This window comes from Brachymonas denitrificans, assembly GCF_907163135.1.
Taxonomy (GTDB): Bacteria; Pseudomonadota; Gammaproteobacteria; order Burkholderiales; family Burkholderiaceae_C; genus Brachymonas; species Brachymonas denitrificans_A.
Genome location: NZ_CAJQUA010000001.1, coordinates 304,347 through 328,399, shown reverse-complemented (window position 1 = coordinate 328,399; position 24,053 = coordinate 304,347). Strand labels below are relative to the sequence as shown.

Sequence of the window (24,053 nt, the reverse complement as noted above, 5' to 3'; positions counted from 1 at the left end):
GTGCAATGTTTCACCGACTGGCCCTGATCGGTTGCGGACTCATGGGCGGATCGCTGTCGCTGGCCATGCAGCGCGCCGGCCTGGTACAGCATGTGATCGGCTACAGCCCCAATCCCGCCACCGTGCAGGAAGCGCTGCGCCGCGGCGTGCTGACGGAAACCGCCGGCACTGCCGGCCAGGCCGTGGCCCATGCCGACCTGGTGGTGCTGGCCGTGCCGGTGGCCGCCACCGGCAGCGTGCTGCAGCAGATTGCCGGCCACCTGCGCCCCGATGCCATCGTCACCGACGTGGGCTCGACCAAGCAGAACGTGATCGCCGATGCCGAACAGGCCCTCGGCGGCCGTGTCGGCCAGTTCGTGCCGGCGCATCCGATTGCCGGCAAGGAAGTGGCCGGCATCACCCACGCCGATCCCGATCTGTACCGTGACCGGCTGGTGATCCTCACGCCGGCGCGCCATACCCGCATCGGCCCCTTGCAGCACATTACCCAGCTGTGGGAAGCGCTCGGCTGCAAGGTGCAGACCATGACGCCGCAGGAGCATGACGCCGCCTTCGCCGCCGTCAGCCACCTGCCGCACATGACGGCCTTTGCGCTGATGCACAGCATCCTGCACCAGGACGATTCCGCCGACACGCTGGCCCTGGGCGGCTCCGGCTTCCGCGACTTCACCCGCATTGCCGCGGGCGATCCGGCCATGTGGCGCGACATCTTCCTGTGCAACCGCGAGGAAATGCTGCGCCAGACCGAGCAGCTGATAGCCTCGCTGCATACCTTCACCGACGCCATCTCCGCCGGCGACGGCGCAGCCCTGCATGCCCTGATCAGCGAAGCCAGCGAGGCACGCAGCCAGTGGCGCATGATCACGCGCGACGAGAACGCGCGGCTCTGAGAACATCCCCATGAGCAAGTCTCCCTTCCTCGACATTCCGCCGCTCGTGGCCGCCAATGGCACGGTGCACCTGCCGGGCTCCAAGAGCATCAGCAACCGCGTGCTGCTGCTGGCCGGCCTGTGCAGCGGCAGCACCACGCTGCACGGCGTGCTCGACTCCGACGACACCCGCGTGATGCTGGCGGCGCTGGAGCGCATCGGCTGCAGCGTCTCGCGCCAGGGCACCACGGCCCGCATCACCGGCATTGGCGGCGCCCTGCCGGCGCAGGCCGAGCAGGAGGAGCCGATCGAGCTGTTCCTGGGCAATGCCGGCACCGCCATGCGCCCGCTCACCGCCGCCCTGGCCATGCTGCAGGGCCGCTTCCTGATGACCGGCGTGCCGCGCATGTACGAGCGCCCCATCGGCGACCTGGTGGACGGCCTGCGCCAGCTCGGCTGCGATGTGGAATATGCCGGCACGGAAGGTTATCCGCCGCTACGCATCGGCCCGCGCGCCACGCCCGCGGACGGCCGCAAAGATGGCGGCAACAACAGCAACTCCAACCCCGCAGCAGACGCGCAGGCCAGCCTGGTCCGCGTACGCGGCGATGTCTCCAGCCAGTTCCTCACCGCCCTGCTGATGGCTGCGCCGCTGGCCGGCCACACCATCACCTTCGAGATCGAGGGCGAGCTGATCTCCAAACCCTACATCGCCATCACGCTCAACCTGCTGCAGCGTTTCGGCGTGACGGTGCAGCGCGACGGCGACACCGGCTGGAAGCAGTTCACCATCGCTGCCGGCGCCGCCTACCAGTCGCCCGGCGAACTGCATATCGAGGCCGATGCGTCCTCGGCCAGCTACTTCATCGCGCTCGGCGCCATCGCCGCCGATCCTGCACAGGGCCACAGCATCACGGTGCAGGGCGTGGGTGCCGACTCCATCCAGGGCGATATCCGCTTCATCGAGGCGGCCGAAGCCATGGGCGCCAAGGTCAGCAGCACGCCCGACAGCATCACCATCCAGCGCGGCCAGTGGCCGCTGCGCGCCATCGACCTGGACTGCAACCACATTCCCGATGCCGCCATGACGCTGGCCGTGATGGCGCTGTATGCCGACGGCACCACCACGCTGCGCAACATCGCCAGCTGGCGCGTGAAGGAAACCGACCGCATCGCCGCCATGGCGCGCGAGTTGCGCAAGCTCGGCGCCAGCGTGGAGGAAGGCAACGACTTCATCCGCGTCACGCCGCCAGCCAGCGCAACCGACTGGCGCCACGCCAGCATCCATACCTACGACGACCACCGCATGGCCATGTGCCTCTCGCTGGCCGCCTTCAACCCTGCTGCGCTGCCGGTGCGCATCGAGGATCCGGCCTGCGTGGGCAAGACCTTCCCGCACTATTTCGACGCCTACTTCGGCGTCTGCCAGGCCGATGCCACGCACATCCCCGTGCTGTGCGTCGACGGCCCCAGCGCCAGCGGCAAGGGCACCCTGTCCACGCACCTGGCCAAGCAGCTGGGCTATCACCTGCTCGATTCGGGGGCCCTGTACCGCATCGTCGGCCTGGCGGCGCGCCGCACCGGCTTGCTGCAGGACGAGGCAGAGCCGGATGCCGAGGCCATCGCGCGCCTGGCCGCCAGCCTGCCGATCCGCTTTGGCGACGGCTGCGTCTGGCTCGATGGCGAAGACATCAGTGACGCCATCCGCACCGAACAGGGCGGCATGGACGCTTCTACCGTCTCGGCCATGCCGCCGGTGCGCAGCGCGCTGGTGCAGCTGCAGCACAGCTTCCGCAAGGCGCCCGGCCTGGTCGCCGACGGCCGCGACATGGGCACGGTGATTTTCCCGGAAGCAACACTCAAGGTGTTTTTGACGGCCAGCGCCGAAAAACGTGCCCAGCGCCGCTATAACCAATTGATTTCCAAAGGATTCGCCGCTAGAATGGATGACCTTCGCGCGGACCTGCAGGCGCGCGATGCGCGTGACAGTTCGCGCGCAGTCGCTCCCTTGCAGCCCGCGCAGGATGCCCTGCCCCTCGACAACTCCGACATGGACGTGAAAACCTCCGTCCAACTGGTGCTGGACTGGTGGCAGGACAGACAGCCTTTTCCGGCTCCCGAGGCGCACGGCTAAACCGCGCTGCTCCCGGGCCGCAGGGCTGCCGCTTACCCGGCAGCCCTGTTGCCATTCAAAGGCTGTCTTTTTCGTACCGCCGGTGCGGCTGCAGCGCCAGCCGGCGGATTGTGTCAGTACCCAACCCCCGCGATGTTTTCCGCATCGCAACGCAACCCCTGCGAGCGACAGTCGGCCTGCAATGGTGCAGCCCGCATTCCCGCCCGCAGATCAGGAACCTACATGTCTGAATCTTTTGCTGAACTCTTTGAAGAATCGTTGAAGCGCGCCGAAATGCGTACCGGTGAAGTGATCACCGCCGAAGTCGTGCGCGTCGAGCACAACCACGTCGTGGTCAACGCCGGCCTCAAGTCCGAAGCCTACGTGCCGATCGAAGAGTTCAAGAACGACCAGGGCGAAGTCGAAGTGCAAGCTGGCGACTTCGTGTCCGTGGCCATCAGCAGCGCCGAGAACGGCTTTGGCGAAACCATCCTGTCCCGCGACACCGCCAAGCGCCTGGCCTCCTGGCTGGCCCTGGAAAAAGCGCTGGAATCCGGCGACTTCGTCACCGGCACCACCAGCGGCAAGGTCAAGGGCGGCCTGACCGTGCTGGTCAACGGCATCCGCGCCTTCCTGCCCGGCTCCCTGGTTGACACCCGTCCCACCAAGGACCTGACTCCCTACGAGAACAAGACCCTGGAGTTCAAGGTCATCAAGCTGGACCGCAAGCGCAACAACGTGGTGCTGAGCCGCCGCGCCGTGCTGGAAGCTTCCATGGGCGAAGAGCGCGAGAAGCTGCTGGCCACCCTGAAGGAAGGCGCCATCGTCAATGGCGTGGTCAAGAACATCACCGAATACGGTGCCTTCGTTGACCTGGGCGGCATCGACGGCCTGCTGCACATCACCGACATGGCATGGCGCCGTGTCCGCCACCCGAGCGAAGTCGTTCAGGCTGGCCAGGAACTGACCGCCAAGGTCCTGAAGTTCGACGCCGAGAAGAACCGCGTCTCCCTGGGCCTGAAGCAGCTGGGCGAAGACCCGTGGCTGGGCGTGTCCCGCCGCTACCCGCAAGGCACCCGCCTGTTCGGAAAGGTCACGAACATTGCCGACTACGGCGCGTTCGTCGAGCTGGAGCCGGGCATCGAAGGCCTGGTGCACGTGTCCGAGATGGACTGGACCAACAAGAACGCCGCTCCGAACAAGATCGTCTCCATGGGCGACGAAGTCGAAGTGATGGTCCTGGAAATCGACGAGGACAAGCGCCGCATCAGCCTGGGCATGAAGCAGTGCAAGGCCAACCCGTGGCAGGAGTTCGCGCAGAACGTCAAGCGCGGCGACAAGGTTACCGGCCCGATTAAGTCCATCACCGATTTCGGTATCTTCGTGGGCCTGCCCTCCGGTATCGACGGTCTGGTGCACCTGTCCGACCTGTCCTGGAACGAGACCGGCGAAGCTGCCGTGCGCAACTACAAGAAGGGCCAGGAAGTCGAGGCCGTGGTGCTGGGTGTGGACGTCGAGCGCGAGCGCATCTCCCTGGGCATCAAGCAGCTGGATTCCGACCCGTTCACGACCTTCGTGTCCGTGAATGACAAGGGCCAGTCCGTGACTGGCAAGGTCAAGAGCGTGGACGCCCGCGGCGCCGAAATCGACCTGGGCGAAGACGTGGTGGGCTACCTGCGCGCCAGCGAAATCAGCCAGGACCGCGTGGAAGACGCCAGCCAGGTGCTGAAAGTGGGCGACGAAGTGACCGCCGTGATCACCAACATCGACCGCAAGAGCCGCAACGTGTCCCTGTCCATCAAGGCCAAGGACGCTGCCGACCAGCAACAGGCCATGGCCGAGCTGAACCAGGGTGCTTCTGCCACCCACGCCGGCACCACCAGCCTGGGCGCCCTGCTGCGCGCCAAGCTGGACAACAGCAACAACTGATCCGCGTGATCCCCGCCAGGCGCCATCGTGCGCCCGGCGGGAGTCCGTACCGCCTGCGGGCGGCGCGGACTGCTGTTTCCTGCAACCCTCCCGTTTTCCTTGACCCGAGGGCTTGCACAACCTGACGGCTCCCGCCCGGTTCTGCAAACCTTTGATTTTCCACCGGACCTCATGACCCGCTCTGACCTCGTCGACGAACTGGCTGCCCGCTTTCACCAGCTCCCCCACCGCGATGCCGAAATGGCGGTGAAGACGGTGCTCGACACCATGGCCGATGCGCTGGCGCGTGGCCACCGCATCGAGATCCGCGGTTTCGGCAGCTTCTCGATCAACCATCGTCCGGCCCGCGTCGGCCGCAATCCGCGCAGCGGCGAGAGCGTCGAGATCCCGGAAAAGCGCGTGCCCCACTTCAAGCCGGGCAAGGCGCTGCGCGAGGCGGTGGACCAGCCGTTCCGCGAAGCGGCCGGCGGCAGCACGCCCGAGGCCTGATCCGGCGCTGGCGCACAACTGCAGCCACACCGGCCGGCAAGGCAAGTCCGCCAACACACGACCTCCGTCTCCCCGGCAGGCAGCGCATACAATGCAGACATTGCCCTTGCACCTCCACTGCGGAGCTGCAACGGCGCGCTGACCAGGACCCCGGCATGAAATACCTGCTCTGGCTGCTCAAGGCGGCCATCTTCTTTGCTCTGTTCGCCTTTGCGCTGAACAACCAGCAGAACGCAACCGTCAACTTCCTGTTTGGCTACGCCCTCACCCTGCCGCTGGTACTGGTGATCCTGGCGAGCTTCGCCCTGGGCGCCCTGCTGGGCGTGCTGGTGATGGTGCCGCGCTGGTGGCGTCGCCGCCGCGATGCCCAGGTGGCACAGAAGCAGGTGCGTGACGTGGAACAGGCGCTGGCCTCCGGCACGCCGCGCAACGATGCCCCGGCCGAGGTTCCAGCCCCCGATCTGGAGCGGCACAAGACCGATCCTTCCCTGCCGATCCACTACGGACCCTGACGCATGGAACAGGAATTTCCCGTCTGGCTGCTGCTGGCCCTGCCCGTCGCCTTCGGCTTGGGCTGGCTGGCCTCGCGCCTGGACCTGCGCCAGTTGCGCGCCGAAAACCGCAGCGCCCCCCAGGCCTACTTCAAGGGCCTGAACTATCTGCTCAACGAGCAGCAGGACCAGGCTATCGATGCCTTTATCGAGGCCGTGCAGAAGGATCCCGACACCTCGGAACTGCACTTTGCGCTCGGCAACCTGTTTCGCCGCCGCGGCGAATACGAACGCGCCGTGCGCGTGCACCAGCACCTGCTGGGCCGTGCCGACCTGAGCACGGTCGACCGCGACCGCGCCCAGTACGCACTCGCCATGGACTTCCTGAAGGCCGGTCTGCTCGACCATGCGGAAACTGCCCTGCGCGTACTGGAAAACAGTCCCACGCGCCGCAACCAGGCGCAGATGGCGCTGCTGGGCATCTACGAGCGTTCGCGTGACTGGGAACAGGCCGGCAAGGCCGCCGAGGCGCTGGAGCAGGACGGCGAAAACGATTTCAGCAAGCGCCGCTCGCACTTCCTGTGCGAACGTGCCGATTCCGCCCGCAAGCAGGGAGATGTGGAGGGCGCGCGCGCGCTGCTGCAGCAGGCCCTGCAAACCGCGCCCGACGCCGCCCGCCCGCGCCTGCTGCAGGCCGAACTCGAGTTGCAGCAAGGCCAGGCCGAACAGGCCTATGCCACCCTGCAGGCCACCATGCAGCAGCTGCCCGCCTTCGCGCCGCTGATGGCCGGCGGCCTGGCGCGGCTGGCAATCGAAACCGGGCAAATCGACGCCGCCCGCGCCCAGCTGGAAGCCTCGCAGAAGCAGACTCCCTCCATCGATCTGGTGGAAGCACTGGTTCAGCTGGACCAGGCTGCCAACTCTGAATCCGATTCGTCCCCGCGCTACCTGACGCACCTGCAGGAGCACCCGTCCCTGATTGCAGCCACGCGCTGGCTGGATCAGGAAAAGCTCAAGGGAGATGCCGCCAAACCCTGCGTGGATCGTGCGCTGCAGCATGCCATCCGGCCGCTTGCGCGCTATCGCTGCGCCGCCTGCGGCTTCGAGGCACAGCACCATTACTGGCATTGCCCCGGCTGCCAGAGCTGGGACAGCTACCCGCCGCGCCGGATCGAGGAGCTCTGAGCGCAGCCACATGCATGCATGCCTGCCCCTGCATCGCCACAGCCCAGGCTGCAATGCCATAACGTCCTGAAGCTGTCGCTGCAGACATCCACACAAGGCAAAGGGGCTGCAACTGCAGCCCCTGAATCGTGCATATCCGAAGATGCCTCAGCGCATCTGCACTGACCCGTTCACCACCATCCGCACGGTGGACTTGCCCGGCTCCACCGGCACCGGTGCGCTTTCCATATCCGCACGCCCGGCCTTCATCGCCATCATGCGCGGGCCGCCGTAGCCGCCTTCGGCATTGACCGATACTTCGCGCAGCGTGTAGCTGCCGAAGCCGAAACTGCGCGTGATGGACTGCGCCTTCTCGCGGAAAGCCTGGATGGCCAGTTCCTGCGCCCTGGTCTCGCTGCTGCGACGTAGCTCCTTGCTGATGTCGAAGCCGACATCCGACACCGTCATGCTGCCGATCCTGCCGGCGGTGCTGCTGATGCGCCCCATGTCCTTGCCGCTGAGCACCACCTCGGCACGGCCCTGCCACTGGCTGATCTTGCCGTTGCGGTCATGGCTGGGATAGAGGCTGAAATTGCCGGTGTGCACTTCCATGGCGTCCGGGCGCGCCTGCGCCTTGGCGACCTGCAGCGCGGCGTCGACGGCCTGCTTGAGCTGGCTCTGCACCGCCTGCGCGTCGCTGCCCTGGCGCGTGGTGCTCAGCACCATGCGCAGCACGTCCTGCTGCACCTCGACGCTGCCTTCGGCAGACAGTTGCGCCACATTGCTGGGAACGTAATTGCTGCCCACGCCCTGGGCTGCTGCCGCCAGCGGCAAGGCGGCGAGTGCCGCCGCCACAAGCAGCTGCTTGCGCTGCCGCGTCATTCTGCCCAGGGAGCCAGTGGAAATATTGGCCATGAAAAACGTCCTTCCTCAAAGTAACAAGGCCCGCAGACGCGGGCCGGAAAAATCCTGTCAGCGCGAGCGCAGCTTGCGCCCGTTGGCAGTGGCATGGTCACGGATGGCCTTGCGCAGCTCCTGCAATTCGCGCGGGCTCATGCGCTTGGGCTGGATGGTATTCATGCAATCCCTGGACGTGGTGAGCGTCTGGCGCAAGTCGTCCCGCACCGGCGGGCCCGGAAACTGCTTGCCAACCTCATTGGGAGACGGACAATCCGCCCACGCAGCCGGGCTGAACAGCCCTGCCGCCAGCAGCGCCGGCAAGGCAATCCATTTGCCCCCCCAGGCGCGCTTGCCCGGGACACTCTCGCCTCCCGCAAGCATGGCCGGGTTGAACGTGATGTCTGCCTTGTCTGATTTCATTGCTTACTGCCTTGTTCCTGCATTCTGGACGCCAGCTTCCGCCATGCCAGCAAATCCTTGCGACATGCTTGCAGGGCAGACCAGAACGCCTTGTCAATTCCCCAAGCTTAACGGTCTGCCGCGAGGATACTAGGCACCATCCGGTCAGAAAGGCAATCCCCCCGCAAGATGTGTAACAGTGTGAAAAGGCAATGAAAAATGGGTGGTTTTTTGGCGAATGCGGCCTAACATCCGTCTGTGTTACAAATTCACGGAGGACAAGATGACTCAGGCCAACACCCGTGCCGACAAGATCGTGGTAGTGGATGACGATGCCCGCATCCGCGATCTGCTGCGCCGCTACCTGAGCCAGGAAGGCTTTGAAGTGATGGTGGCCGAAGATGGCAAGAACCTCAACCGCATCCTGCTGCGCGAAGCGGTCGACCTGATCGTGCTCGACCTGATGCTTCCCGGCGAAGACGGCCTGTCCATCTGCCGCCGTCTGCGCGCCGCCAACGACAAGACGCCCATCATCATGCTCACTGCCAAGGGCGAGGACGTGGACCGCATCGTCGGCCTCGAAATCGGCGCCGACGACTATCTGGGCAAGCCCTTCAACCCGCGCGAGCTGCTGGCCCGCGTGCACGCCGTGCTGCGCCGCCGCCCGGCCGTCGAGGCGCCCGGCGCTCCTTCCACCGAGACCGAGGTCGTGAGCTTCGGCAACTACGTGTTCGACCTGAGCGCGCGCACCCTGAAAAAGGATGGCGAAGACCTGCCGCTGACCACGGGCGAATTCGCCATGCTCAAGGCTCTGGTGCGCCACCCGCGCCAGCCGCTGTCGCGCGAAAAGCTGGCCCAGCTGGCACGCGGCCGCGAGTTCGAGCCCTTCGACCGCAGTCTGGACGTGCAGGTCTCGCGCCTGCGCAAGCTGATCGAAACGGATCCGGCCTCGCCACGCTACATCCAGACTGTGTGGGGCGTGGGTTACGTGTTCGTACCGGATGGCGGCGGCAACACCTGAGACGCCATCACGATGACGCGGGCATGCCTGTCCCTGCCGGATAGTCGCCCCGCACATCGCATGACGCCAACCCCTGCGGCACGCCTGTACCGCCCTCCATTCCCGCTGCGGCCCGCAGCGCCTGTTCGCTGTTCATGAGCAAAGACACGTTCTCTTCCCTGACCCGTCTGCTGGCGCCGCGCTGGTCGGCCCAGCACGAAGCTGCTGCAGACGGCCAGGAAGAGCCATCCGTCCAGACGCCGGCACCTGTTGTCGCAGGCGAGCCGGGAGCCGTGCCCTACGTCGTGCCGCGCTGGGGCCTGAACCTGTTCTGGCGCACCTTCATCATGATCGGCCTGCTGCTCACCATGAGCACCATCGGCTGGCTGATGACGATCCGCTCGCTCGACTTCGAGCCGCGCGCCACGCAGACGGCCCAGCAGATTGCCTCGCTGGTCAACCTGAGCCGGGCCGCGCTGGTGTATTCCGATTCGATCACGCGGCTGGCGCTGATGAAGACGCTGGCCGAAGAAGAAGGCGTGCGCATCCTGCCACGCGAGCAGGAAGACAGAATCGAGATCATCAACCGCGACCAGCTGGATGAACGCGTGACGGAAGAGCTGGAGCTGCGCCTGGGCCCCCGAACGGTGGTAGCAAGCTCCGTCAACGGCGAAGAAGGCCTGTGGATCGGCTTCGACATCGACGGCGATGCCTACTGGCTGCTGACCGACCAGTCACGCGTGACGCCGGTGGGCGGCACCACCTGGCTGGTGTGGATGCTGATGGCAGCCGGCCTGTCGCTGGCGGGCGCTGCGCTGATGGCGGGCCTGGTCAACCGGCCGCTCAAGCAGCTGTCCATCGCCATCGGCAAGATCCGCCAGGGCGACTTCAATGCCGGCCACCTGGACGAGGCAGTATCGACCAAGGAGCTGCGCGAGGTGAACATCGGCTTCAACCGCATGGCCGAGCAGATGGCCAAGGTGGAGCAGGAGCGCGCCGTGATGCTGGCCGGCATCTCGCACGATTTGCGCACCCCGCTGGCGCGCCTGCGGCTGGAAGTGGAAATGAGCGTATCCGACGAAGAAGCCCAGAAGTACATGGCTGCCGACATTGAGCAGGTCGACTCGATCATCAACAAGTTCATGGACTACGCTCGCCCGGACTCCATGCAACTGACCACGGTGCAGCTGAAGGAGGTGGTGCAGACCAGTGCCTATCCCTACCTGAATGCCGATGACATGCGCCTGAACATCCAGGTACCGAACAACCTGCGCGTGAAGGCGGACGAGATCGAGCTGGCGCGGGTCGTCTCCAACCTGCTGGAGAATGCACGGCGCTACGGCAAGACCCCGAATGCGGACTACACGGAAGTGGATGTGATTGCGCGCGCCGAAGCCGGCTATGTGCACCTGCAGATTTCCGACCGTGGCGCGGGAGTGCCCGAAGCCATGCTGCACCGGCTGACGCAGCCCTTCTACCGGGCCGATGAGGCGCGCACCTCGGCGGCGGGCAGCGGCCTGGGCCTTTCCATCGTGAAGAAGGTGGTGCAGTACATGGGCGGCACGCTGATGCTGAGCAACCGCAAGGAAGGCGGTCTGCAGGCGGACCTGCGGCTGCCGCGGGTCAAATAGACATCTGGTCCACCAAGAGTGATTGCACTGTAACCCGCAGCCCTGCCTGCAGGCGTGCCCCGCGTTTCAGGCAGGAAACAGCAGCACCACCGCGCGTGCTTCCATGCTGCGCTCCTCACCCACTGGGCCGAGCTTCTCCGCCGTCTTGGCCTTGACGTTGACCTGCGCGGCCGTCACACCCAGGCAGTCCGCCACCGACTGCGCCATGGCGGCCTTGTAGGGCGCCAGCTTGGGCTTTTGCGCGATGATGGTGCAGTCCACATTGCCGACCTGCCAGCCGCTGGCGCGCACACGCTGCATCGCCTCGCGCAGCAGCACGCGCGAGTCGGCGCCCTTGAAGGCAGGGTCGGTGTCGGGGAAGAGCGTGCCGATATCGCCCATGCCGGCAGCGCCCAGGATGGCGTCGGTGATGGCATGCAGCAGCACATCGGCATCGGAGTGGCCCAGCAGGCCCATGGGATGCGGGATCTGCACGCCGCCCAGCCAGAGCGGTCGGCCTTCAACCAGCTGGTGCGTGTCCCAGCCTTCGCCGATGCGGAATGGGGGGAAAAGCGGTGTCGAGGTAGTCATGCACCGGATTGTCGCATTGCCTGCAAGAACGGGGGCCGCAAACCGCTCCGGCTGCCTCTCCGACCGGCCTCAGTCTACCTTCTGGTGCTGTTGCCGTGCCAGCAGCACGGCCTCGGCCAGGGTGAAGTCTTCCGGATAGGTGACCTTGAAGTTCCAGCCACTGCCCTGCACCAGCAGCGGCTGCAGGCCAAGGCGCTCGATGGCGCTGGCTTCGTCGGTGATGTGCTCGGGCGCGTGCTGCAGGCCAGCCTCCAGCGCCTGCAACAGCACGCCAAGGCGGAACATCTGCGGCGTCTGCGCCAGCCATTTGTCGCTGCGCGGCACAGTCGCTGCGACGCGCGCGGGCACGTCGTCCGGCAGGCCGTTGCGCGGCAACTCGCACTTGAGCGTGTCCGGCAGCGGCACGGCCAGCAGGCCGCCGGTTTCGTCCGGTTTGCAGGCGGCGATCAGGTGCTCGATCTGCTCCCGGGTAATCAGGCAACGGGCAGCGTCATGCACCAGCACCCAGTCTTCGGGCTGGGCGCCCTGCGCGCGCAGGGCCTGCAGGCCGTTGCGCACGCTTTCGGCGCGGCTGGCGCCGCCTGCGGGCGTGGTCATGAAGCGGCGGGCCGGCACTTCAGGCGGCGCCTGGTGTCTGGCAAACCAGTTGTCATCAGGAGCAAGCACCAGCAGCGTTTCGGTGATGGCCGGGCAGGCCGCAAAGGCAGCCAGCGTGTGCCAGAGCATGGCCTTGCCGGCGATCGGCTGATATTGCTTGGGGATGGCCGTGCCGGCGCGGCTGCCGGTGCCGGCGCAGGGGATCACGGCATAGATATCGGGCATGGACAGGCTCTCTCATTCTGTTCTGCATGACAGTGTGCCAGAGCCCGGGCGGCGGGATGGCGGGCTGCCCGTTCTTTGCATTTTCTTACCCCGAAAGAAAGCCTGCGGCAGTCGTACAAGCCCTGCGGGCAGCCCCCGCGTTTTACAATGAACGCCATTCACCCCGCGCCCTGTACAGGCCGCGGGTATTGGTGTTTTGTTCCCCCGCCTCCCATGCAATTGCCCAAGCTCGCCCCCGGCCAGCGCTACACGCTGCCCCGCCCCATCGCCTCCGCCGATGCCGCCCTGCTGGCGCAGCTGGCGGCACGGGACAAGGCCGGGGGACGGTGTACTGCCATCGTCACCTCCGATGCCAGCGATGCGCAACGGCTGCTGGACGAACTCCCCTTCTTCGAACCGGGCTTGCGCTGCGTGCTGTTTCCCGATTGGGAAACCCTGCCCTACGACAGCTTCTCGCCGCATCAGGACCTGATCAGCGAGCGGCTGGCAACACTGTGGCGCATCAGCCAGCACAGCGCGGAAGATGGCGCGGATGTGGTGCTGATTCCGGCCACCACGGCGCTGTACCGGCTGGGGCCGCCCTCCTTCCTGGCGGGCTACACTTTCCATTTCCGTACCGGCCAGATGCTGGACGAGGCTGCGCTGAAGAGCCAGCTCACCATGGCCGGCTATGCGCATGTGAGCCAGGTGGTGAGCCCTGGCGAATACGCCGTGCGCGGCGGCCTGATCGACCTGTTCCCGATGGGCTCGCCGCAGCCCTTCCGCATCGACCTGTTCGATGACGAGATCGACAGCATCCGCACCTTCGATCCGGACTCGCAGCGCAGCCTGCAGCCGGTGCCGGAGGTGCGCCTGCTGCCGGGGCGCGAGTTTCCGATGGACGATGCGGCACGCTCGCGCTTTCGGCAGCACTGGCGCGAGTTGCTGGAAGGTGACCCGACGCGCAGCCGCATCTACAAGGACATGGGGGCAGGAATTGCCACGGCAGGCATCGAGTATTACCTGCCGCTGTTCTTCGATGACACGGCCACGGTGTTCGACTATCTGCCGGCACACAGCACGGTGGTGTTGCATGATGATCTGGAAACGCCGTTCCAGCGCTTCTGGGAGGATACGCGCGAGCGCTACCGGCTGCTGCAGGGCGATCCCGAGCGGCCGGCGCTGCCGCCCGAAACGCTGTTTCTGAGCGTCGAGCAGTTTTACAACGAGGGCAAGCGCTTTGCGCAGCTGGCGTTGCGACCGGCACGTGCCATCAGCCTGCCATCGGAAACAGCCGAGGCCGCCCGCGCAAAGACTTCTGCCTCCGATGGCGGCAATGGCGCAGAAGCAGCTGGAGAGGCAGTCAGTCATTACGCCGAATTCTCGCTGCTGCCCGACGTCGCTGCCATGCGTGGCACGGACGACCCGCTGCTGCGCCTGCAGGCGCATATCCGCAGCACGCCACACCGCGTGCTGCTGCTGGCGGAGAGTGCCGGCCGGCGCGAAAGCCTGCTGGATTTCCTGCGCGCCAGCGGCGTGCAGCCGGTGGCGATGGATACACTGGCGGAGTTCCAGCAGAGCGACGAAAAAGTCGGTCTGGCCACGTCCAGTCTGGTGCAGGGCTTTGCCTGGAACGAGTCCGCCATCGACCTGATCACCGAAGCCGAGCTGTTTGCCGGCAGTGGTGGCGTGCAGCACAGGCGCCGCCGGCGTCAGGAGCATGCGAGCGACGTCGAAGCGCTGATCAAGGACTTGAGCGAGCTGAAGGTGGGCGATCCGGTGGTGCACAGCGCACACGGCATTGGTCGCTACCAGGGCCTGGTCAACATGGACGTGGGCCAGAAGAATCCGGATGGCACGGCGGCGCTGCAGGAGTTTCTGCATCTGGAATACGCGTCTGACGCGACACTGTACGTGCCGGTGAGCCAGCTGCACCTGATCAGCCGCTATACCGGCGTGAGCCCGGACGAGGCGCCATTGCACAAGCTGGGCGGCTCGCAATGGGAAAAGGCCAAGCGCAAGGCCGCCGAACAAGTGCGCGACAGCGCGGCCGAACTGCTCAACATTTACGCACGCCGTGCCGCGCGCGAAGGGCATCCGTTCCGCTTCTCCATGGCCGATTACGAGGTGTTTGCCAACGACTTCGGCTTTGACGAAACCGCCGATCAACTGGCGGCGATCCACGCCGTGATCCAGGACATGGTATCGCCGCGCCCCATGGACCGGCTGGTGTGCGGCGATGTGGGCTTCGGCAAGACCGAGGTGGCCTTGCGCGCCGCATTCGTCGCCGTGACCGGCGGCAAGCAGGTGGCCTTTCTGGCGCCCACCACGCTGCTGGCCGAACAGCATTACCAGACGCTCAAGGACCGCTTTGCCAAATGGCCGATCAAGGTGGCGGAGATTTCGCGCTTCCGCTCCGGCAAGGAGGTGACGGCGGCGGTGAAAGGCATCGCGGAAGGCACGGTGGATATCGTCGTGGGCACGCACAAGCTGTTGTCCAGCGAGGTGCAGTTCAAGAATCTGGGCCTGCTGATCATCGACGAGGAGCACCGTTTCGGCGTGCGCCACAAGGAACAGATGAAGCAGCTGCGCGCCGAGGTGGACGTGCTGACGCTGACCGCCACGCCGATCCCGCGCACCATGGGCATGGCGCTGGAAGGCCTGCGCGACCTGAGCGTGATCGCCACCGCACCGCAGCGCCGCCTGGCCATCAAGACCTTTGTGCGCAGCGAAAACAGCGGCGTGATCCGCGAAGCCGTGTTGCGCGAGTTGAAGCGTGGCGGGCAGGTGTACTTCCTGCACAACGAGGTCGAGACCATCGAGAACCGTCGCCAGAAGCTGCAGGAGATCCTGCCCGAGGCGCGCATTGCGGTGGCGCATGGCCAGATGCCCGAGCGCGAGCTGGAGCGCGTGATGCGCGAGTTCGTGGCGCAGCGCCACAACATCCTGCTGTGCTCGACCATCATCGAGACCGGCATCGACGTGCCCAGCGCCAACACCATTCTGATCAGCCGCGCCGACAAGTTCGGCCTGGCGCAGTTGCATCAGTTGCGCGGCCGCGTCGGCCGCAGCCACCACCAGGCCTATGCCTACCTGATGGTGCCCGATATCGAAGGGCTGACCAAGCAGGCGGCGCAGCGGCTCGATGCCATCCAGCAGATGGAGGAACTGGGCAGCGGCTTCTATCTGGCCATGCACGACCTGGAAATCCGCGGCGCCGGCGAGGTGCTGGGCGAGAACCAGAGCGGCAATATGATGGAAATCGGCTTCCAGCTCTACAACGAGATGCTGGCCGAGGCGGTCAAGCAGCTCAAGGCCGGCAAGGAGCCGGATCTGCTGTCGCCGCTGCAGGCCGTGACCGAGATCAACCTGCACGCCCCGGCCCTGCTTCCGGACGATTATTGTGGCGACGTGCATCTGCGCCTGAGCTTCTACAAGAAGCTGGCCACGGCCAAGACCAGCGAGCAGGTGGACCGCCTGCTGGAAGAGCTGGTGGACCGCTTCGGCAAGCTGCCGCCGCAGGCCGAAACGCTGGTGAACGTGCACCGCCTGCGCGTGCTGTCACAGCCCTATGGCGTGCTCAAGGTGGAGGCGGCGCCGACGGTGATCACCATCACCTTCAAGCCGAATCCGCCGATCGATCCGATGGCCATCATCCAGCTGATCCAGAAGAACAAGCACGTGAAACTGGCCGGCAACGAAAAGCTGCGCATCGAGCGTGCGCTGGAGAAACCGCTGGATCGGGCGATGCTGGTGCGGGATATTCTGCGCAGTCTGGGGCAGCCGCTGACCGAAGAGGCCGGCGCTGCCTGAGATCAGGTGAACTGGCCCTTGTCCAGTTGCACCGGCCACGGCGCGGTGATGTCGGCAAAGCGCAGCATCTTCTTGCCCTTGTGGTCCTTCAGGAAGTCTCGCGCATCAGCTTCGGTTGCAAGCGGCACAAACTCGTGCCCCATCGGGCCCAGCACATCCGAGCCGATTACGAACCAGGCCTTGCGTGCATCGACCTTGTCCAGGTTGTAGTATTCGGTCACGGCGATGGTGACGATGTCCTGTGCCTGCTGGCGCGGGGCGTACTTGGCCAGGTTGTGCAGGAACTTGAACATGTCCTTGGCACCATCGAAATGGTGCGTCTGGCCGTTTTTCCACAGCACGGTCGCGACCCAGTTCGGGTACTTGGACACCACCATGCCGCACACCGGGCACAAGTCCATCGGTGCCGGTTTGGGCACCTTCACCACGGGAGCAGCCACGCCCGGCTGCCCCGCCGCATGCACGGGAGCAAGGGCCATGGCAGCCAGCAGACCCAGCGTGGCGCGGCGGTTCAGTCGGACGTAGGACATGGTACTTACCCTTTCTTCTGTTCAGCCATGCGCTTGCGGCGCTCTTCGCGGTTCTTGCGGATCATGCTGACGTCAGCCGACAGGTCGGCATAGGCAGCGGCAAGTGCCTGATCGAAACCGGTGATCTCGCCACCGTTGGCCTTTTTGGATGCCTCGGCAGCGGAGCGAGTTCCGTACGCCACCTTGCTGCGCTTGGTCATCACGCCCTTGATGCTGCTGCCCACCAGGAAGGAGGCCTTGTCCACTTCCACCAGCGGCTTCACTTCGGCGTTGGAAGCGTTGTCGCCGACCCAGATCATCTTGGGCTGGCGGTCGATGTTCAGGCCCAGACTCAGCGCCGAGCAGTGGATGGAGCAGGTACCGTCCACCAGATCGTCACCGTACTGGATCAGCATGCGGCTGTGGCTGTACTGGGTACGGTCCATGCCGCAGTAGGGACACTTGGGATACTTGGCCAGCTCGTTCTGCAGCGGATTCGCATCCGCCGTTTTCTTCGGAATGAACTGGTTGGGCGTGCCATCGGTCGGGCAAGCGGTCTTCTGGGCAACGGCAGGCGTCTGGGCATAGGCCGTGGCCATGACGCCGGCACTCCCCAGCATGGACAATTCAACAAAGCTGCGACGTTTCATGGTGTTCTCCTTGAAGGTACGAGTTGTCTGCCGGTTTCTTGAACGGGAACCGGCGGCCCCGGAAATGCAATGCCTTACGCCCCCTCCAGCAACATCAGCCCCGAGTGCCAGACCAGCCCCAGCGACAGCAGCAGGAAGATGCCAAAGCCCAGCAGCGCCACCCAAGCCAGCCGGCGCGCCAGGTCCGGTGCCACGGTCTGCAGGCTCGGAACGTGCGCCACACGGCCGAGAATGCCGACGCCGATGCCGGCCGCCGAGGCGGCAAACAGCGGGAGGTAAAGCAGATAGCCGCGATAGCCATACTCGGGCTTGAGAATGCAGAACGGGCAGTGGTGATGCGGGTGCTCGTAGATGTAGAGCGAGAGGAAGGAGATGATCCCGGCAATGGCCACCACGAAGGCCGCCGCGCTCAATACGCCCACGAGAGCGGACGCCCTGCCCCGCCACACCTGCACGGCTGCCGCCACCGTAGCGGCCAGCAAGGTGCCGGTAAACGCCCACAGTGCCGGCCCCGGCGGCAGGCCGGCCAGATCGCCGCCCAGATCGGTCGCCTCCACCGAGAACAGGCTGCCGCAGCACGAGGTGATCACGTCCGCGCTGAGGTTGCCGAAATACAGCCACTGCAGCCCGAAACTCAGCGCCACCGCCGGCAGCAGCACCGCCACCAGCAGCACGAACTTGATGCGTGTGAGCGGATAGTCCGGCGCACGTGCATCGGCCGCATGCAGCACCAGCCAGCCACTGGCCAGAAAGAACACCGCCAGCTGCGCATACAGTGCCGGAAAGCCGTAGCTGTTGGCCTGCAGCGTGCCTACTGCGCACATGGCGCCGACAAACTGCACCGCCATGCGATCGGCATTGAACACAAACAGCAGCAACGCCGCCATCTGCACCACCAGCACGAAGCCGACCAGCGTGGAAAGCAGATAGGTGCGCCGTTCCAGCACCAGTTGCAGCCGGCTGCCGCTTTGGAGATCCCAGTGCCGCACCAGTTGCAGCACCCAGGGCGATGCCACCAGCAGCGCAGCCAGCCCCAGGCCGGAAGCCAGCAACAAGGCAAGGATGGCCGGCTGGAAGAACATTCAGCGCACCTCCTGCACCTGGCCGTCGCGCAGGCCCACGCGCTGCTGCACCAGCGGGCTGTCCAGCACCAGCGGATCGTGGCTGGAGAGGATCACCGTGGTGCCCCGGGCGTTGAGCTCGCCCAGGATGTCCAGGCATTCCTTCGCCAGCGCACTGTCGAGGTTGGCGGTGGGTTCGTCGGCAATCAGGATGTCCGGCTGATTGATCAACGCACGGGCAATGGCCACGCGCTGCTGCTCGCCGCCCGAGAGCGTCTGCACCAGCGCGCCACTGCGGTGCGACAGGTTGAGCTGCGCCAGCAATTCTTCGGCACGGTCAAGCAACTGCCTGAATGGCAGCCCGGTCGGATAGGCCGGCACCATCACGTTGTCGCGCGCGCTCATGCCGGCGATCAGGTTGAATTGCTGGAACACGAAGCCGAAACGCTCGCGCCGCAGCGCCGTCAGGAAGCGCTCGGGCAGCGAGGAAATGTCCTGCCCGTCCAGCCGCACGCGGCCGCTGGTGGGGCGCGCCAGGCAGCCGATCAGCGTCAGCAGCGTGGTCTTGCCGGAGCCGCTCGGTCCGTGCAGCGCGATCACCTTGCCGCGCTCCAGCGTGAGCGACACATTCTTCAGCGCCGTGTAGGCATTGGGCTGGCCTTCGTGGAAGGACTTGGTGATGTCGACGAGTTCAAGCATGGCAATGTCCTCAGGCCCGCATCACGGCGTCGGGGTCGGTGATGGCGGCACGCCAACTGGGCACCAGCACCGCCGCAGTGAACGGCACCACGGTAAAGAACAGCAGCGTGAACAGCTGCAGACCATCCACCTCGGGGCGCAGCGCAAACTCCGGATAGAGCACCGCCCAGCCCTGCAGCACAGGCCGGAACAGCGCCCCGCCTGCGTGGAACACATGCCAGTAAGCCAGCAGATAGCCGGCCAGGAAGGCGGTGAAGGACACCAGCAGCCCTTCCCACAGCTTCATGCGCAGCACGTCGCCGGTTTCCCAGCCGACGGCTTTCAGGATGCCGATCTCGCGCCGCTCCTGCGCGGACAGGCCGGAGGCCTTGTCCCAGGCCAGAATGGCAAACGCCAGCAGCGCACCCGACAGCACCGCCAGCACCATGCCCTCGCGCCAGTCGAACACCGAGGCGTAGGTGCGCAGGATCTCCTCACGCAGGATCGGGCGAGCATCCGGCAGCGCCTCGGTCACCTTGGTGGCGACGTTGCGCACTTCCCTGGGGTTGGCCACGGTCAGGGCAATATCGGTGTAATGCCCTTCCGGAAAGTTGAACAGGCTGCGGAAATCCTGCTCGGACAGCAGCACCAGATCGGCACTCATCAGCTCGGTCGGCTGCGGCAGCACCTGCGCCACCTGGTAGCTGATGATGGTGCCGGCGTAGTTGCGGAAGGCGATCGGATCGCCGGCCTTGATGCCGCGCGTACGTGCCATGGCCGGGCCGACGATGATGGTGCCCGGCTCGGGAGCGGCCACCGGCGGCACCATGAAGGTGTAGTTGGCCTTGACCACGTTGTCGTAGTAGTAGCCCCACAGGCGCAGCTGCTTCTCGCGCACGCCGCGGATGCGGCCCATCTTTTCCAGATAGTCCGGCGGAATCAGGTCGGTGCGGCCGGCTACGAGCTTCTGCACCACCACTTCAGGCGCATGCTGCAGCACGCGCGCGCTTTCCTGGCGCAGCGCGTGGGTGAACAGCATCACCGAAGCCAGCACGAACACGAGCAGCGTGTACACCACCCACAGGCCGATGGCGCGTCCCTTCTGGCGCGCCATGGCGGCGAGCACATAGTCGATCAGATAGCGTTGTCGGGCGAGCCAGGCAGTCATGGGCGGGGTGGCGGCAGCATGGAGCCGGTGGGGAAATGGTCAAAGGCCAGGGGGTGGTCCTGGAACGGGGTGTGGCGGTCGGCCTGCGAGAGGTGGCGGCCGTAGCGCGCCTCGGTCATCAGGGCGGGGTCGGTCAGGCCGAGCTGGCGCGTCAGGGTTTGCGTCTGCAGCAGGCCGAGGGCGCGATTCTGGTCCGCCAGAACGGCTTCCAGCAGACTGCCGGCCAGCCCCAGCAGGCCCACCGCGAGTGCGCCCAGCGCCCAAGTGGACGGGCGCGCCATCACAGCACCTCGCGCAGCGCCTTGCGCATGGGCTCGGCCTGGGTGCCATAGGGAATCAGCTTGACCAGCTTGCCTTGCGCGTTGACCAGGCCCGTATGCGCCGTGTGATCGACCGCATACACGTCGCTGGCGGCACCATCAGCCGGCTTCTGCAGCACGTAGTACACGCGGAAGGCCTTGGCAATTTCCTTGAGTTTGGGTTCGGTGCTGCGCAACGCCAGCACATCGGGGTGAAACAGCTTGACGTAGTTGCGCAGCACTTCGGGCTGATCGCGGTTGGGATCAAGCGTGACGAACACGGCGCGCATTTTCGCGCGCTCTTCGGGAGACAGGCCAGTCAGGACCTGCGCCACCACGGACAGGGTCGTGGGGCAGATATCGGGGCAGCGCACGTAGCCAAAGAACACCAGCAGCGGCTTGCCCTTCAGCGTGTCAAGGGGCAATTCGCCCTGGCTGCCATACAGTTTGGCAGCGGGATCGGCCTGCCAGAGCAGCTTGCCACTCTCGGCCGCATCGGTCTGCCCTTCGCCGCAGCCGGCGGCCAGTGCCGTCAAACCGGGCACGGCGAGCAAAAAACTGCGACGGGAAAAATCGGTACGCGCAAACATCGCACCCCCAAACAACCCGCAGCCGAGCACAGCTCTGCGCAGAGGGCAAAAAAGGAGAAAGACAGGCGACGATGGCCCAAGGCCCCGTCAATGAGGGGGCCTGATATGCGCGGCAGGTCTGCTAGCCCAAACCGGGCGTCACAGTAGAAAGAGGGGAGTCAAGCGCAGATCAGGCCAGCAGGGCCTGTGCGGGGGGCGCTCGTGTTGGCGCATGCTTGCGGTAGGCGGAAGTGCCTATGGGTGGCGTATCCTGCGCAATCCAGCTCTGGCTGACCGCAACCCGGGGCAGGAGCATACCCTGGGAGACTGGCTCACCTGGCAGTGGAGGAGCGCTGGCCAGCACGCAATAGGGGCAGGAGCCCATCATGCCGGATGCTGGCGCGCCGTCGTCGTCCGGGGAATTCTGTGCGTTGAAGGGCACGGAATACATGCCCTCGACGGTACAGATGACGATGTCGGCGGGATTCAGGGCCACCCCCGCCTGCCGTGCCATGAAGCCGGCGCTGAACACGCTCGACATCACTTGCACGAACATGGCCAAGGCCATCATCCAGAGAGCCAGACGATGGGCCTTGTTCTTTCGGCAGAGAGGGGAATACCGGAAACCTTGCACCACGAAAGCATTCTAAACACAAGTATTGAAAGTGTCATAGCGATTACCGCGCCTGAAAACGCTTTCTTGTCCACGATCAATCCGCCAGTGCTACCGCCGTTCCCCTGCACCGTGCAGGCCCTCATGCCGCAAGCTGGCAGACGCCGCTGACCAGTGCTATGGTGCACGTGCATCAGGAGGTGTTCACCATGACGCAAACGGCCGACATCATCATCATCGGCGCCGGCATTGCCGGCGCTGCTGCCGCCCACTGGCTGGCTCCGCACGCCCGCATTCTGATGCTGGAACGCGAATCGCAGCCGGGTTACCACGCCACGGGCCGCTCGGCCGCGCTGTTCATGGAAAGCTATGGCCCGCCGCAGGTGCGCGCCCTCACGCGCGCCAGCCGCGCCTTTTTCGAGAGTCCTCCGCCCGGCTTTGCGGCCCACCCGCTGCTGACACCACGCGGCACGCTGACCGTGGCAGCACCTGGCCAGGAGACCGCGCTGCAGGCCGAATGGGACACCCTGCATGCCCAGTGCCCGCGTCTGCGACGCATAACGCCGGCTGAAGCGCTGCAGCTGTTGCCGGTTCTGCGCCCGGAGCAGATCGCTGGCGCCCTCCACGATCCGGACCCCGCCGATATCGATGTGCACACCCTGCATCAGGGCTATCTGCGCACGCTGCGGCAAGCGGGCGGCACGCTGCTGAACACAGCCGACGTAACGGCCCTGGCGCGCCAGGGCGATGTGTGGCGCCTGCAAACCAGCGCCGGTGCCTGCGAGGCACCGATCGTGGTCAATGCAGCCGGAGCCTGGGCGGACGTGGTGGCGCAACGGGCCGGCGTGGCGCCGCTCGGACTGCAGCCGCGCCGCCGCTCCGCCTTTACCTTTGCGCCGCCGGCCGGCGTCGATATCCATGCCTGGCCAATGGCGATCGGCGCCGAGGAAGACTGGTATCTCAAGCCCGACGCCGGACAGCTCCTGGGCTCGCCTGCCAACGCCGACCCGGTCGAGCCGCACGACGTGCAGGCCGAGGAACTGGACGTAGCCATCGGTATCGACCAGATCCAGCGCATGACCACGCTGGAAATCCGCCGCCCCAGCCACACCTGGGCCGGGCTGCGCACCTTTGCGCCGGACGGCGAACTGATCAACGGTTTTGACCCGGCAGTTCCGGGCTTCTTCTGGCTCGCCGGTCAGGGCGGCTACGGCATCCAGACCAGCGCGGCCATGGGCATGGCGGCGGCGGCCCTGGTGCAGGGGCAATCCTTGCCGCAGGCCTTGCAGGACGAGCAACTCTCGGCAGCGCTGCTTTCGCCGGCCCGTTTCAGCTAAGTCGGGCCGCGTCGGCCTGCAGGCACGCACGGAGCATGCCGTGCCGTTGCGCCACGCCCCTTACGCGTGCGCATCGGCATCCGAATGCGTTTTCCTGCGCCTTCCCGGGTTTCCCCCGCAGGCTTCTACAATGGAGGGCATTCCCATCTGTCCTGTGTCCACCATGCGCCAAGATTCCCTGGTCATCCGCGAGCAACCCGCCCTTCCCCGACTCTCCGATTACAAGCTGATCGCGTTCGACATGGATTCGACGCTGATCAATATCGAATGCGTGGACGAGATTGCCGCCGCAGTGGGCAAGAAGGAGGAAGTGGCTGCCATTACCGAGGCCGCAATGCAGGGTCTGATCGCCGACTACAAGGAAAGTCTGCGCCAGCGCGTGGCCCTGCTCGAAGGCGTGCCGGAGAGCGCGCTGCAGCAGATCTACGACGAGCGCCTGCGCCTCAATCCCGGCGTGGAAACGCTGATCCAGGCCTGCAAGCAGGCCGGCCTGAAGATCCTGCTGGTTTCTGGCGGTTTCACCTTCTTCACCGAACGCATCCGCCAGCGTCTGGGGATCGACTTCACGCGCGCCAACCTGCTGGAGATCACCGATGGCAAGCTCACCGGCCGCATGGTCGACCAGGCCTGGGGCGACATCTGCGATGGTGCCGAAAAGGCCCGCACGCTGCTGGAAGTGGCCACGCTGATGGGCATCCCGCCCGAGCAGACGATTGCCATGGGCGACGGTGCCAACGACCTGAAAATGATGGGCGTGGCCGGCCTGTCGGTGGCCTACCACGCCAAGCCTGCCGTGCGCAATCAGGCCATGGTGGCCATCAATGAAGGCGGGCTCGATCGCCTGCTGGAAGTGCTGGGCTGAGAAGCGGCACTGCCGGGCCCCAAACGGCCTGCCATTGACGCCCTTTTCCGCGAGGTTTTCCCCCCCGTCAAGCGGCGTGCAGCCGCTGCCGCAGGATTTTGCGCGGGGAAATCAGGGGCAATACGTCATATTGCTGTG

23 protein-coding genes are annotated in these 24,053 nt (G+C 65.7%); 11 read left to right on the top strand and 12 right to left on the bottom strand.

Features of this window, described 5'->3' with window-relative positions:
- Positions 1-5: 5 nt before the first annotated feature.
- The 6 genes from KKQ75_RS01490 to lapB all read left to right on the top strand — a co-directional run bounded on the left by KKQ75_RS01490 (position 6) and on the right by lapB (position 7,076).
- On the top strand, positions 6-890 hold the full coding sequence (locus KKQ75_RS01490; RefSeq protein ID WP_213359382.1) for a prephenate dehydrogenase: 885 nt from the start codon (positions 6-8) through the stop codon (positions 888-890).
- Positions 891-900: 10 nt separating this feature from the next.
- Complete coding sequence (locus KKQ75_RS01485) at positions 901-3,003, top strand: bifunctional 3-phosphoshikimate 1-carboxyvinyltransferase/cytidylate kinase (RefSeq protein ID WP_213359375.1); 2,103 nt, start codon at positions 901-903, stop codon at positions 3,001-3,003.
- A 222-nt stretch (positions 3,004-3,225) separates the two neighbouring features.
- Positions 3,226-4,911: a 30S ribosomal protein S1 gene (rpsA, locus tag KKQ75_RS01480; protein WP_091816122.1), complete on the top strand. Its 1,686-nt coding sequence runs from the start codon at positions 3,226-3,228 to the stop codon at positions 4,909-4,911.
- Positions 4,912-5,082: 171 nt separating this feature from the next.
- Positions 5,083-5,400: an integration host factor subunit beta gene (locus KKQ75_RS01475; protein ID WP_213359371.1), complete on the top strand. Its 318-nt coding sequence runs from the start codon at positions 5,083-5,085 to the stop codon at positions 5,398-5,400.
- Between the two features lie 155 nt (positions 5,401-5,555).
- Positions 5,556-5,912, top strand: a complete 357-nt coding sequence (locus KKQ75_RS01470; protein WP_213359359.1) for a LapA family protein — start codon at positions 5,556-5,558, stop codon at positions 5,910-5,912.
- Positions 5,913-5,915: 3 nt separating this feature from the next.
- Entirely contained in the window at positions 5,916-7,076 is a 1,161-nt protein-coding gene (gene lapB / locus KKQ75_RS01465) for a lipopolysaccharide assembly protein LapB (RefSeq protein ID WP_213359356.1), read from the top strand.
- Between the two features lie 147 nt (positions 7,077-7,223).
- Here the strand turns inward: lapB and KKQ75_RS01460 are convergent, their stop codons facing one another.
- Together KKQ75_RS01460 and KKQ75_RS01455 are read right to left on the bottom strand one after the other, a co-directional pair.
- Complete coding sequence (locus KKQ75_RS01460; protein ID WP_250130962.1) at positions 7,224-7,970, bottom strand: SIMPL domain-containing protein; 747 nt, start codon at positions 7,968-7,970, stop codon at positions 7,224-7,226.
- A gap of 57 nt (positions 7,971-8,027) precedes the next feature.
- Positions 8,028-8,375, bottom strand: coding sequence for a hypothetical protein (locus tag KKQ75_RS01455; protein ID WP_213359352.1), 348 nt, complete (start codon positions 8,373-8,375; stop codon positions 8,028-8,030).
- Between the two features lie 262 nt (positions 8,376-8,637).
- On the opposite strand from KKQ75_RS01455, the gene ompR reads away from it, so the two are divergent.
- Positions 8,638-9,375: an osmolarity response regulator transcription factor OmpR gene (gene ompR, locus KKQ75_RS01450; RefSeq protein WP_213359349.1), complete on the top strand. Its 738-nt coding sequence runs from the start codon at positions 8,638-8,640 to the stop codon at positions 9,373-9,375.
- A gap of 134 nt (positions 9,376-9,509) precedes the next feature.
- Positions 9,510-10,985, top strand: a complete 1,476-nt coding sequence (locus KKQ75_RS01445) for a sensor histidine kinase (RefSeq protein ID WP_213359340.1) — start codon at positions 9,510-9,512, stop codon at positions 10,983-10,985.
- 66 nt (positions 10,986-11,051) lie between these two features.
- On the opposite strand, the gene ispF is transcribed toward KKQ75_RS01445, so the two are convergent.
- Positions 11,052-11,555, bottom strand: a complete 504-nt coding sequence (ispF, locus tag KKQ75_RS01440; RefSeq protein ID WP_213359333.1) for a 2-C-methyl-D-erythritol 2,4-cyclodiphosphate synthase — start codon at positions 11,553-11,555, stop codon at positions 11,052-11,054.
- A 69-nt stretch (positions 11,556-11,624) separates the two neighbouring features.
- The gene (gene ispD / locus KKQ75_RS01435) at positions 11,625-12,377 is read right to left on the bottom strand and encodes a 2-C-methyl-D-erythritol 4-phosphate cytidylyltransferase (protein WP_213359323.1); all 753 of its coding nucleotides are present in this window, start codon (positions 12,375-12,377) and stop codon (positions 11,625-11,627) included.
- 213 nt (positions 12,378-12,590) lie between these two features.
- On the opposite strand from ispD, the gene mfd reads away from it, so the two are divergent.
- Complete coding sequence (gene mfd / locus KKQ75_RS01430) at positions 12,591-16,169, top strand: transcription-repair coupling factor (protein ID WP_213359320.1); 3,579 nt, start codon at positions 12,591-12,593, stop codon at positions 16,167-16,169.
- Between the two features lie 2 nt (positions 16,170-16,171).
- Here mfd and KKQ75_RS01425 read toward each other — a convergent pair whose 3' ends face one another.
- The 8 genes from KKQ75_RS01425 to KKQ75_RS01390 all read right to left on the bottom strand — a co-directional run bounded on the left by KKQ75_RS01425 (position 16,172) and on the right by KKQ75_RS01390 (position 21,674).
- Positions 16,172-16,699, bottom strand: a complete 528-nt coding sequence (locus KKQ75_RS01425) for a nitrous oxide reductase accessory protein NosL (RefSeq protein WP_213359318.1) — start codon at positions 16,697-16,699, stop codon at positions 16,172-16,174.
- A gap of 5 nt (positions 16,700-16,704) precedes the next feature.
- Positions 16,705-17,328, bottom strand: coding sequence for a nitrous oxide reductase accessory protein NosL (locus tag KKQ75_RS01420; protein WP_213359309.1), 624 nt, complete (start codon positions 17,326-17,328; stop codon positions 16,705-16,707).
- 74 nt (positions 17,329-17,402) lie between these two features.
- Positions 17,403-18,410: a hypothetical protein gene (locus tag KKQ75_RS01415; RefSeq protein ID WP_213359306.1), complete on the bottom strand. Its 1,008-nt coding sequence runs from the start codon at positions 18,408-18,410 to the stop codon at positions 17,403-17,405.
- Positions 18,411-19,088, bottom strand: a complete 678-nt coding sequence (locus tag KKQ75_RS01410) for an ABC transporter ATP-binding protein (RefSeq protein WP_213359300.1) — start codon at positions 19,086-19,088, stop codon at positions 18,411-18,413.
- A gap of 10 nt (positions 19,089-19,098) precedes the next feature.
- Positions 19,099-20,235, bottom strand: coding sequence for an ABC transporter permease (locus KKQ75_RS01405; RefSeq protein ID WP_213359297.1), 1,137 nt, complete (start codon positions 20,233-20,235; stop codon positions 19,099-19,101).
- Positions 20,232-20,516 (bottom strand): hypothetical protein, encoded by a 285-nt coding sequence (locus KKQ75_RS01400; protein ID WP_213359295.1) that lies wholly within the window; start codon positions 20,514-20,516, stop codon positions 20,232-20,234. Before KKQ75_RS01400 ends, KKQ75_RS01405 begins: the two co-directional genes overlap by 4 nt.
- Complete coding sequence (locus KKQ75_RS01395) at positions 20,516-21,079, bottom strand: SCO family protein (protein WP_213359293.1); 564 nt, start codon at positions 21,077-21,079, stop codon at positions 20,516-20,518. The genes KKQ75_RS01400 and KKQ75_RS01395 overlap by 1 nt, the downstream gene beginning before the upstream one ends.
- 214 nt (positions 21,080-21,293) lie before the next feature.
- Complete coding sequence (locus KKQ75_RS01390) at positions 21,294-21,674, bottom strand: DUF2946 family protein (RefSeq protein WP_213359290.1); 381 nt, start codon at positions 21,672-21,674, stop codon at positions 21,294-21,296.
- Between the two features lie 251 nt (positions 21,675-21,925).
- Between KKQ75_RS01390 and KKQ75_RS01385 the strand changes: the two genes are divergently transcribed.
- Positions 21,926-23,053, top strand: a complete 1,128-nt coding sequence (locus KKQ75_RS01385; RefSeq protein ID WP_213359288.1) for an NAD(P)/FAD-dependent oxidoreductase — start codon at positions 21,926-21,928, stop codon at positions 23,051-23,053.
- 163 nt (positions 23,054-23,216) lie between these two features.
- Positions 23,217-23,915 (top strand): phosphoserine phosphatase SerB, encoded by a 699-nt coding sequence (serB, locus tag KKQ75_RS01380; RefSeq protein ID WP_213359284.1) that lies wholly within the window; start codon positions 23,217-23,219, stop codon positions 23,913-23,915.
- Positions 23,916-24,053: the final 138 nt, after the last annotated feature.

What these genes read in the sequence shown, in the direction of transcription:
- rpsA (WP_091816122.1), top strand. Translation starts at nt 3,226, where the DNA reads ATGTCTGAATCTTTTGCTGAACTCTTTGAAGAATCGTTGAAGCGCGCC.
- ispD (WP_213359323.1), bottom strand. Translation starts at nt 12,377, where the DNA reads ATGCCCGATATCTATGCCGTGATCCCCTGCGCCGGCACCGGCAGCCGC.
- KKQ75_RS01425 (WP_213359318.1), bottom strand. Translation starts at nt 16,699, where the DNA reads ATGTCCTACGTCCGACTGAACCGCCGCGCCACGCTGGGTCTGCTGGCT.
- KKQ75_RS01455 (WP_213359352.1), bottom strand. Translation starts at nt 8,375, where the DNA reads ATGAAATCAGACAAGGCAGACATCACGTTCAACCCGGCCATGCTTGCG.
- KKQ75_RS01420 (WP_213359309.1), bottom strand. Translation starts at nt 17,328, where the DNA reads ATGAAACGTCGCAGCTTTGTTGAATTGTCCATGCTGGGGAGTGCCGGC.
- mfd (WP_213359320.1), top strand. Translation starts at nt 12,591, where the DNA reads ATGCAATTGCCCAAGCTCGCCCCCGGCCAGCGCTACACGCTGCCCCGC.
- ispF (WP_213359333.1), bottom strand. Translation starts at nt 11,555, where the DNA reads ATGACTACCTCGACACCGCTTTTCCCCCCATTCCGCATCGGCGAAGGC.
- KKQ75_RS01405 (WP_213359297.1), bottom strand. Translation starts at nt 20,235, where the DNA reads ATGACTGCCTGGCTCGCCCGACAACGCTATCTGATCGACTATGTGCTC.
- KKQ75_RS01475 (WP_213359371.1), top strand. Translation starts at nt 5,083, where the DNA reads ATGACCCGCTCTGACCTCGTCGACGAACTGGCTGCCCGCTTTCACCAG.
- KKQ75_RS01445 (WP_213359340.1), top strand. Translation starts at nt 9,510, where the DNA reads ATGAGCAAAGACACGTTCTCTTCCCTGACCCGTCTGCTGGCGCCGCGC.
- KKQ75_RS01410 (WP_213359300.1), bottom strand. Translation starts at nt 19,088, where the DNA reads ATGCTTGAACTCGTCGACATCACCAAGTCCTTCCACGAAGGCCAGCCC.
- serB (WP_213359284.1), top strand. Translation starts at nt 23,217, where the DNA reads ATGCGCCAAGATTCCCTGGTCATCCGCGAGCAACCCGCCCTTCCCCGA.
- KKQ75_RS01460 (WP_250130962.1), bottom strand. Translation starts at nt 7,970, where the DNA reads ATGGCCAATATTTCCACTGGCTCCCTGGGCAGAATGACGCGGCAGCGC.
- KKQ75_RS01490 (WP_213359382.1), top strand. Translation starts at nt 6, where the DNA reads ATGTTTCACCGACTGGCCCTGATCGGTTGCGGACTCATGGGCGGATCG.
- KKQ75_RS01470 (WP_213359359.1), top strand. Translation starts at nt 5,556, where the DNA reads ATGAAATACCTGCTCTGGCTGCTCAAGGCGGCCATCTTCTTTGCTCTG.
- KKQ75_RS01415 (WP_213359306.1), bottom strand. Translation starts at nt 18,410, where the DNA reads ATGTTCTTCCAGCCGGCCATCCTTGCCTTGTTGCTGGCTTCCGGCCTG.
- KKQ75_RS01390 (WP_213359290.1), bottom strand. Translation starts at nt 21,674, where the DNA reads ATGATGGCCTTGGCCATGTTCGTGCAAGTGATGTCGAGCGTGTTCAGC.
- KKQ75_RS01400 (WP_213359295.1), bottom strand. Translation starts at nt 20,516, where the DNA reads ATGGCGCGCCCGTCCACTTGGGCGCTGGGCGCACTCGCGGTGGGCCTG.
- lapB (WP_213359356.1), top strand. Translation starts at nt 5,916, where the DNA reads ATGGAACAGGAATTTCCCGTCTGGCTGCTGCTGGCCCTGCCCGTCGCC.
- KKQ75_RS01485 (WP_213359375.1), top strand. Translation starts at nt 901, where the DNA reads ATGAGCAAGTCTCCCTTCCTCGACATTCCGCCGCTCGTGGCCGCCAAT.
- KKQ75_RS01385 (WP_213359288.1), top strand. Translation starts at nt 21,926, where the DNA reads ATGACGCAAACGGCCGACATCATCATCATCGGCGCCGGCATTGCCGGC.
- ompR (WP_213359349.1), top strand. Translation starts at nt 8,638, where the DNA reads ATGACTCAGGCCAACACCCGTGCCGACAAGATCGTGGTAGTGGATGAC.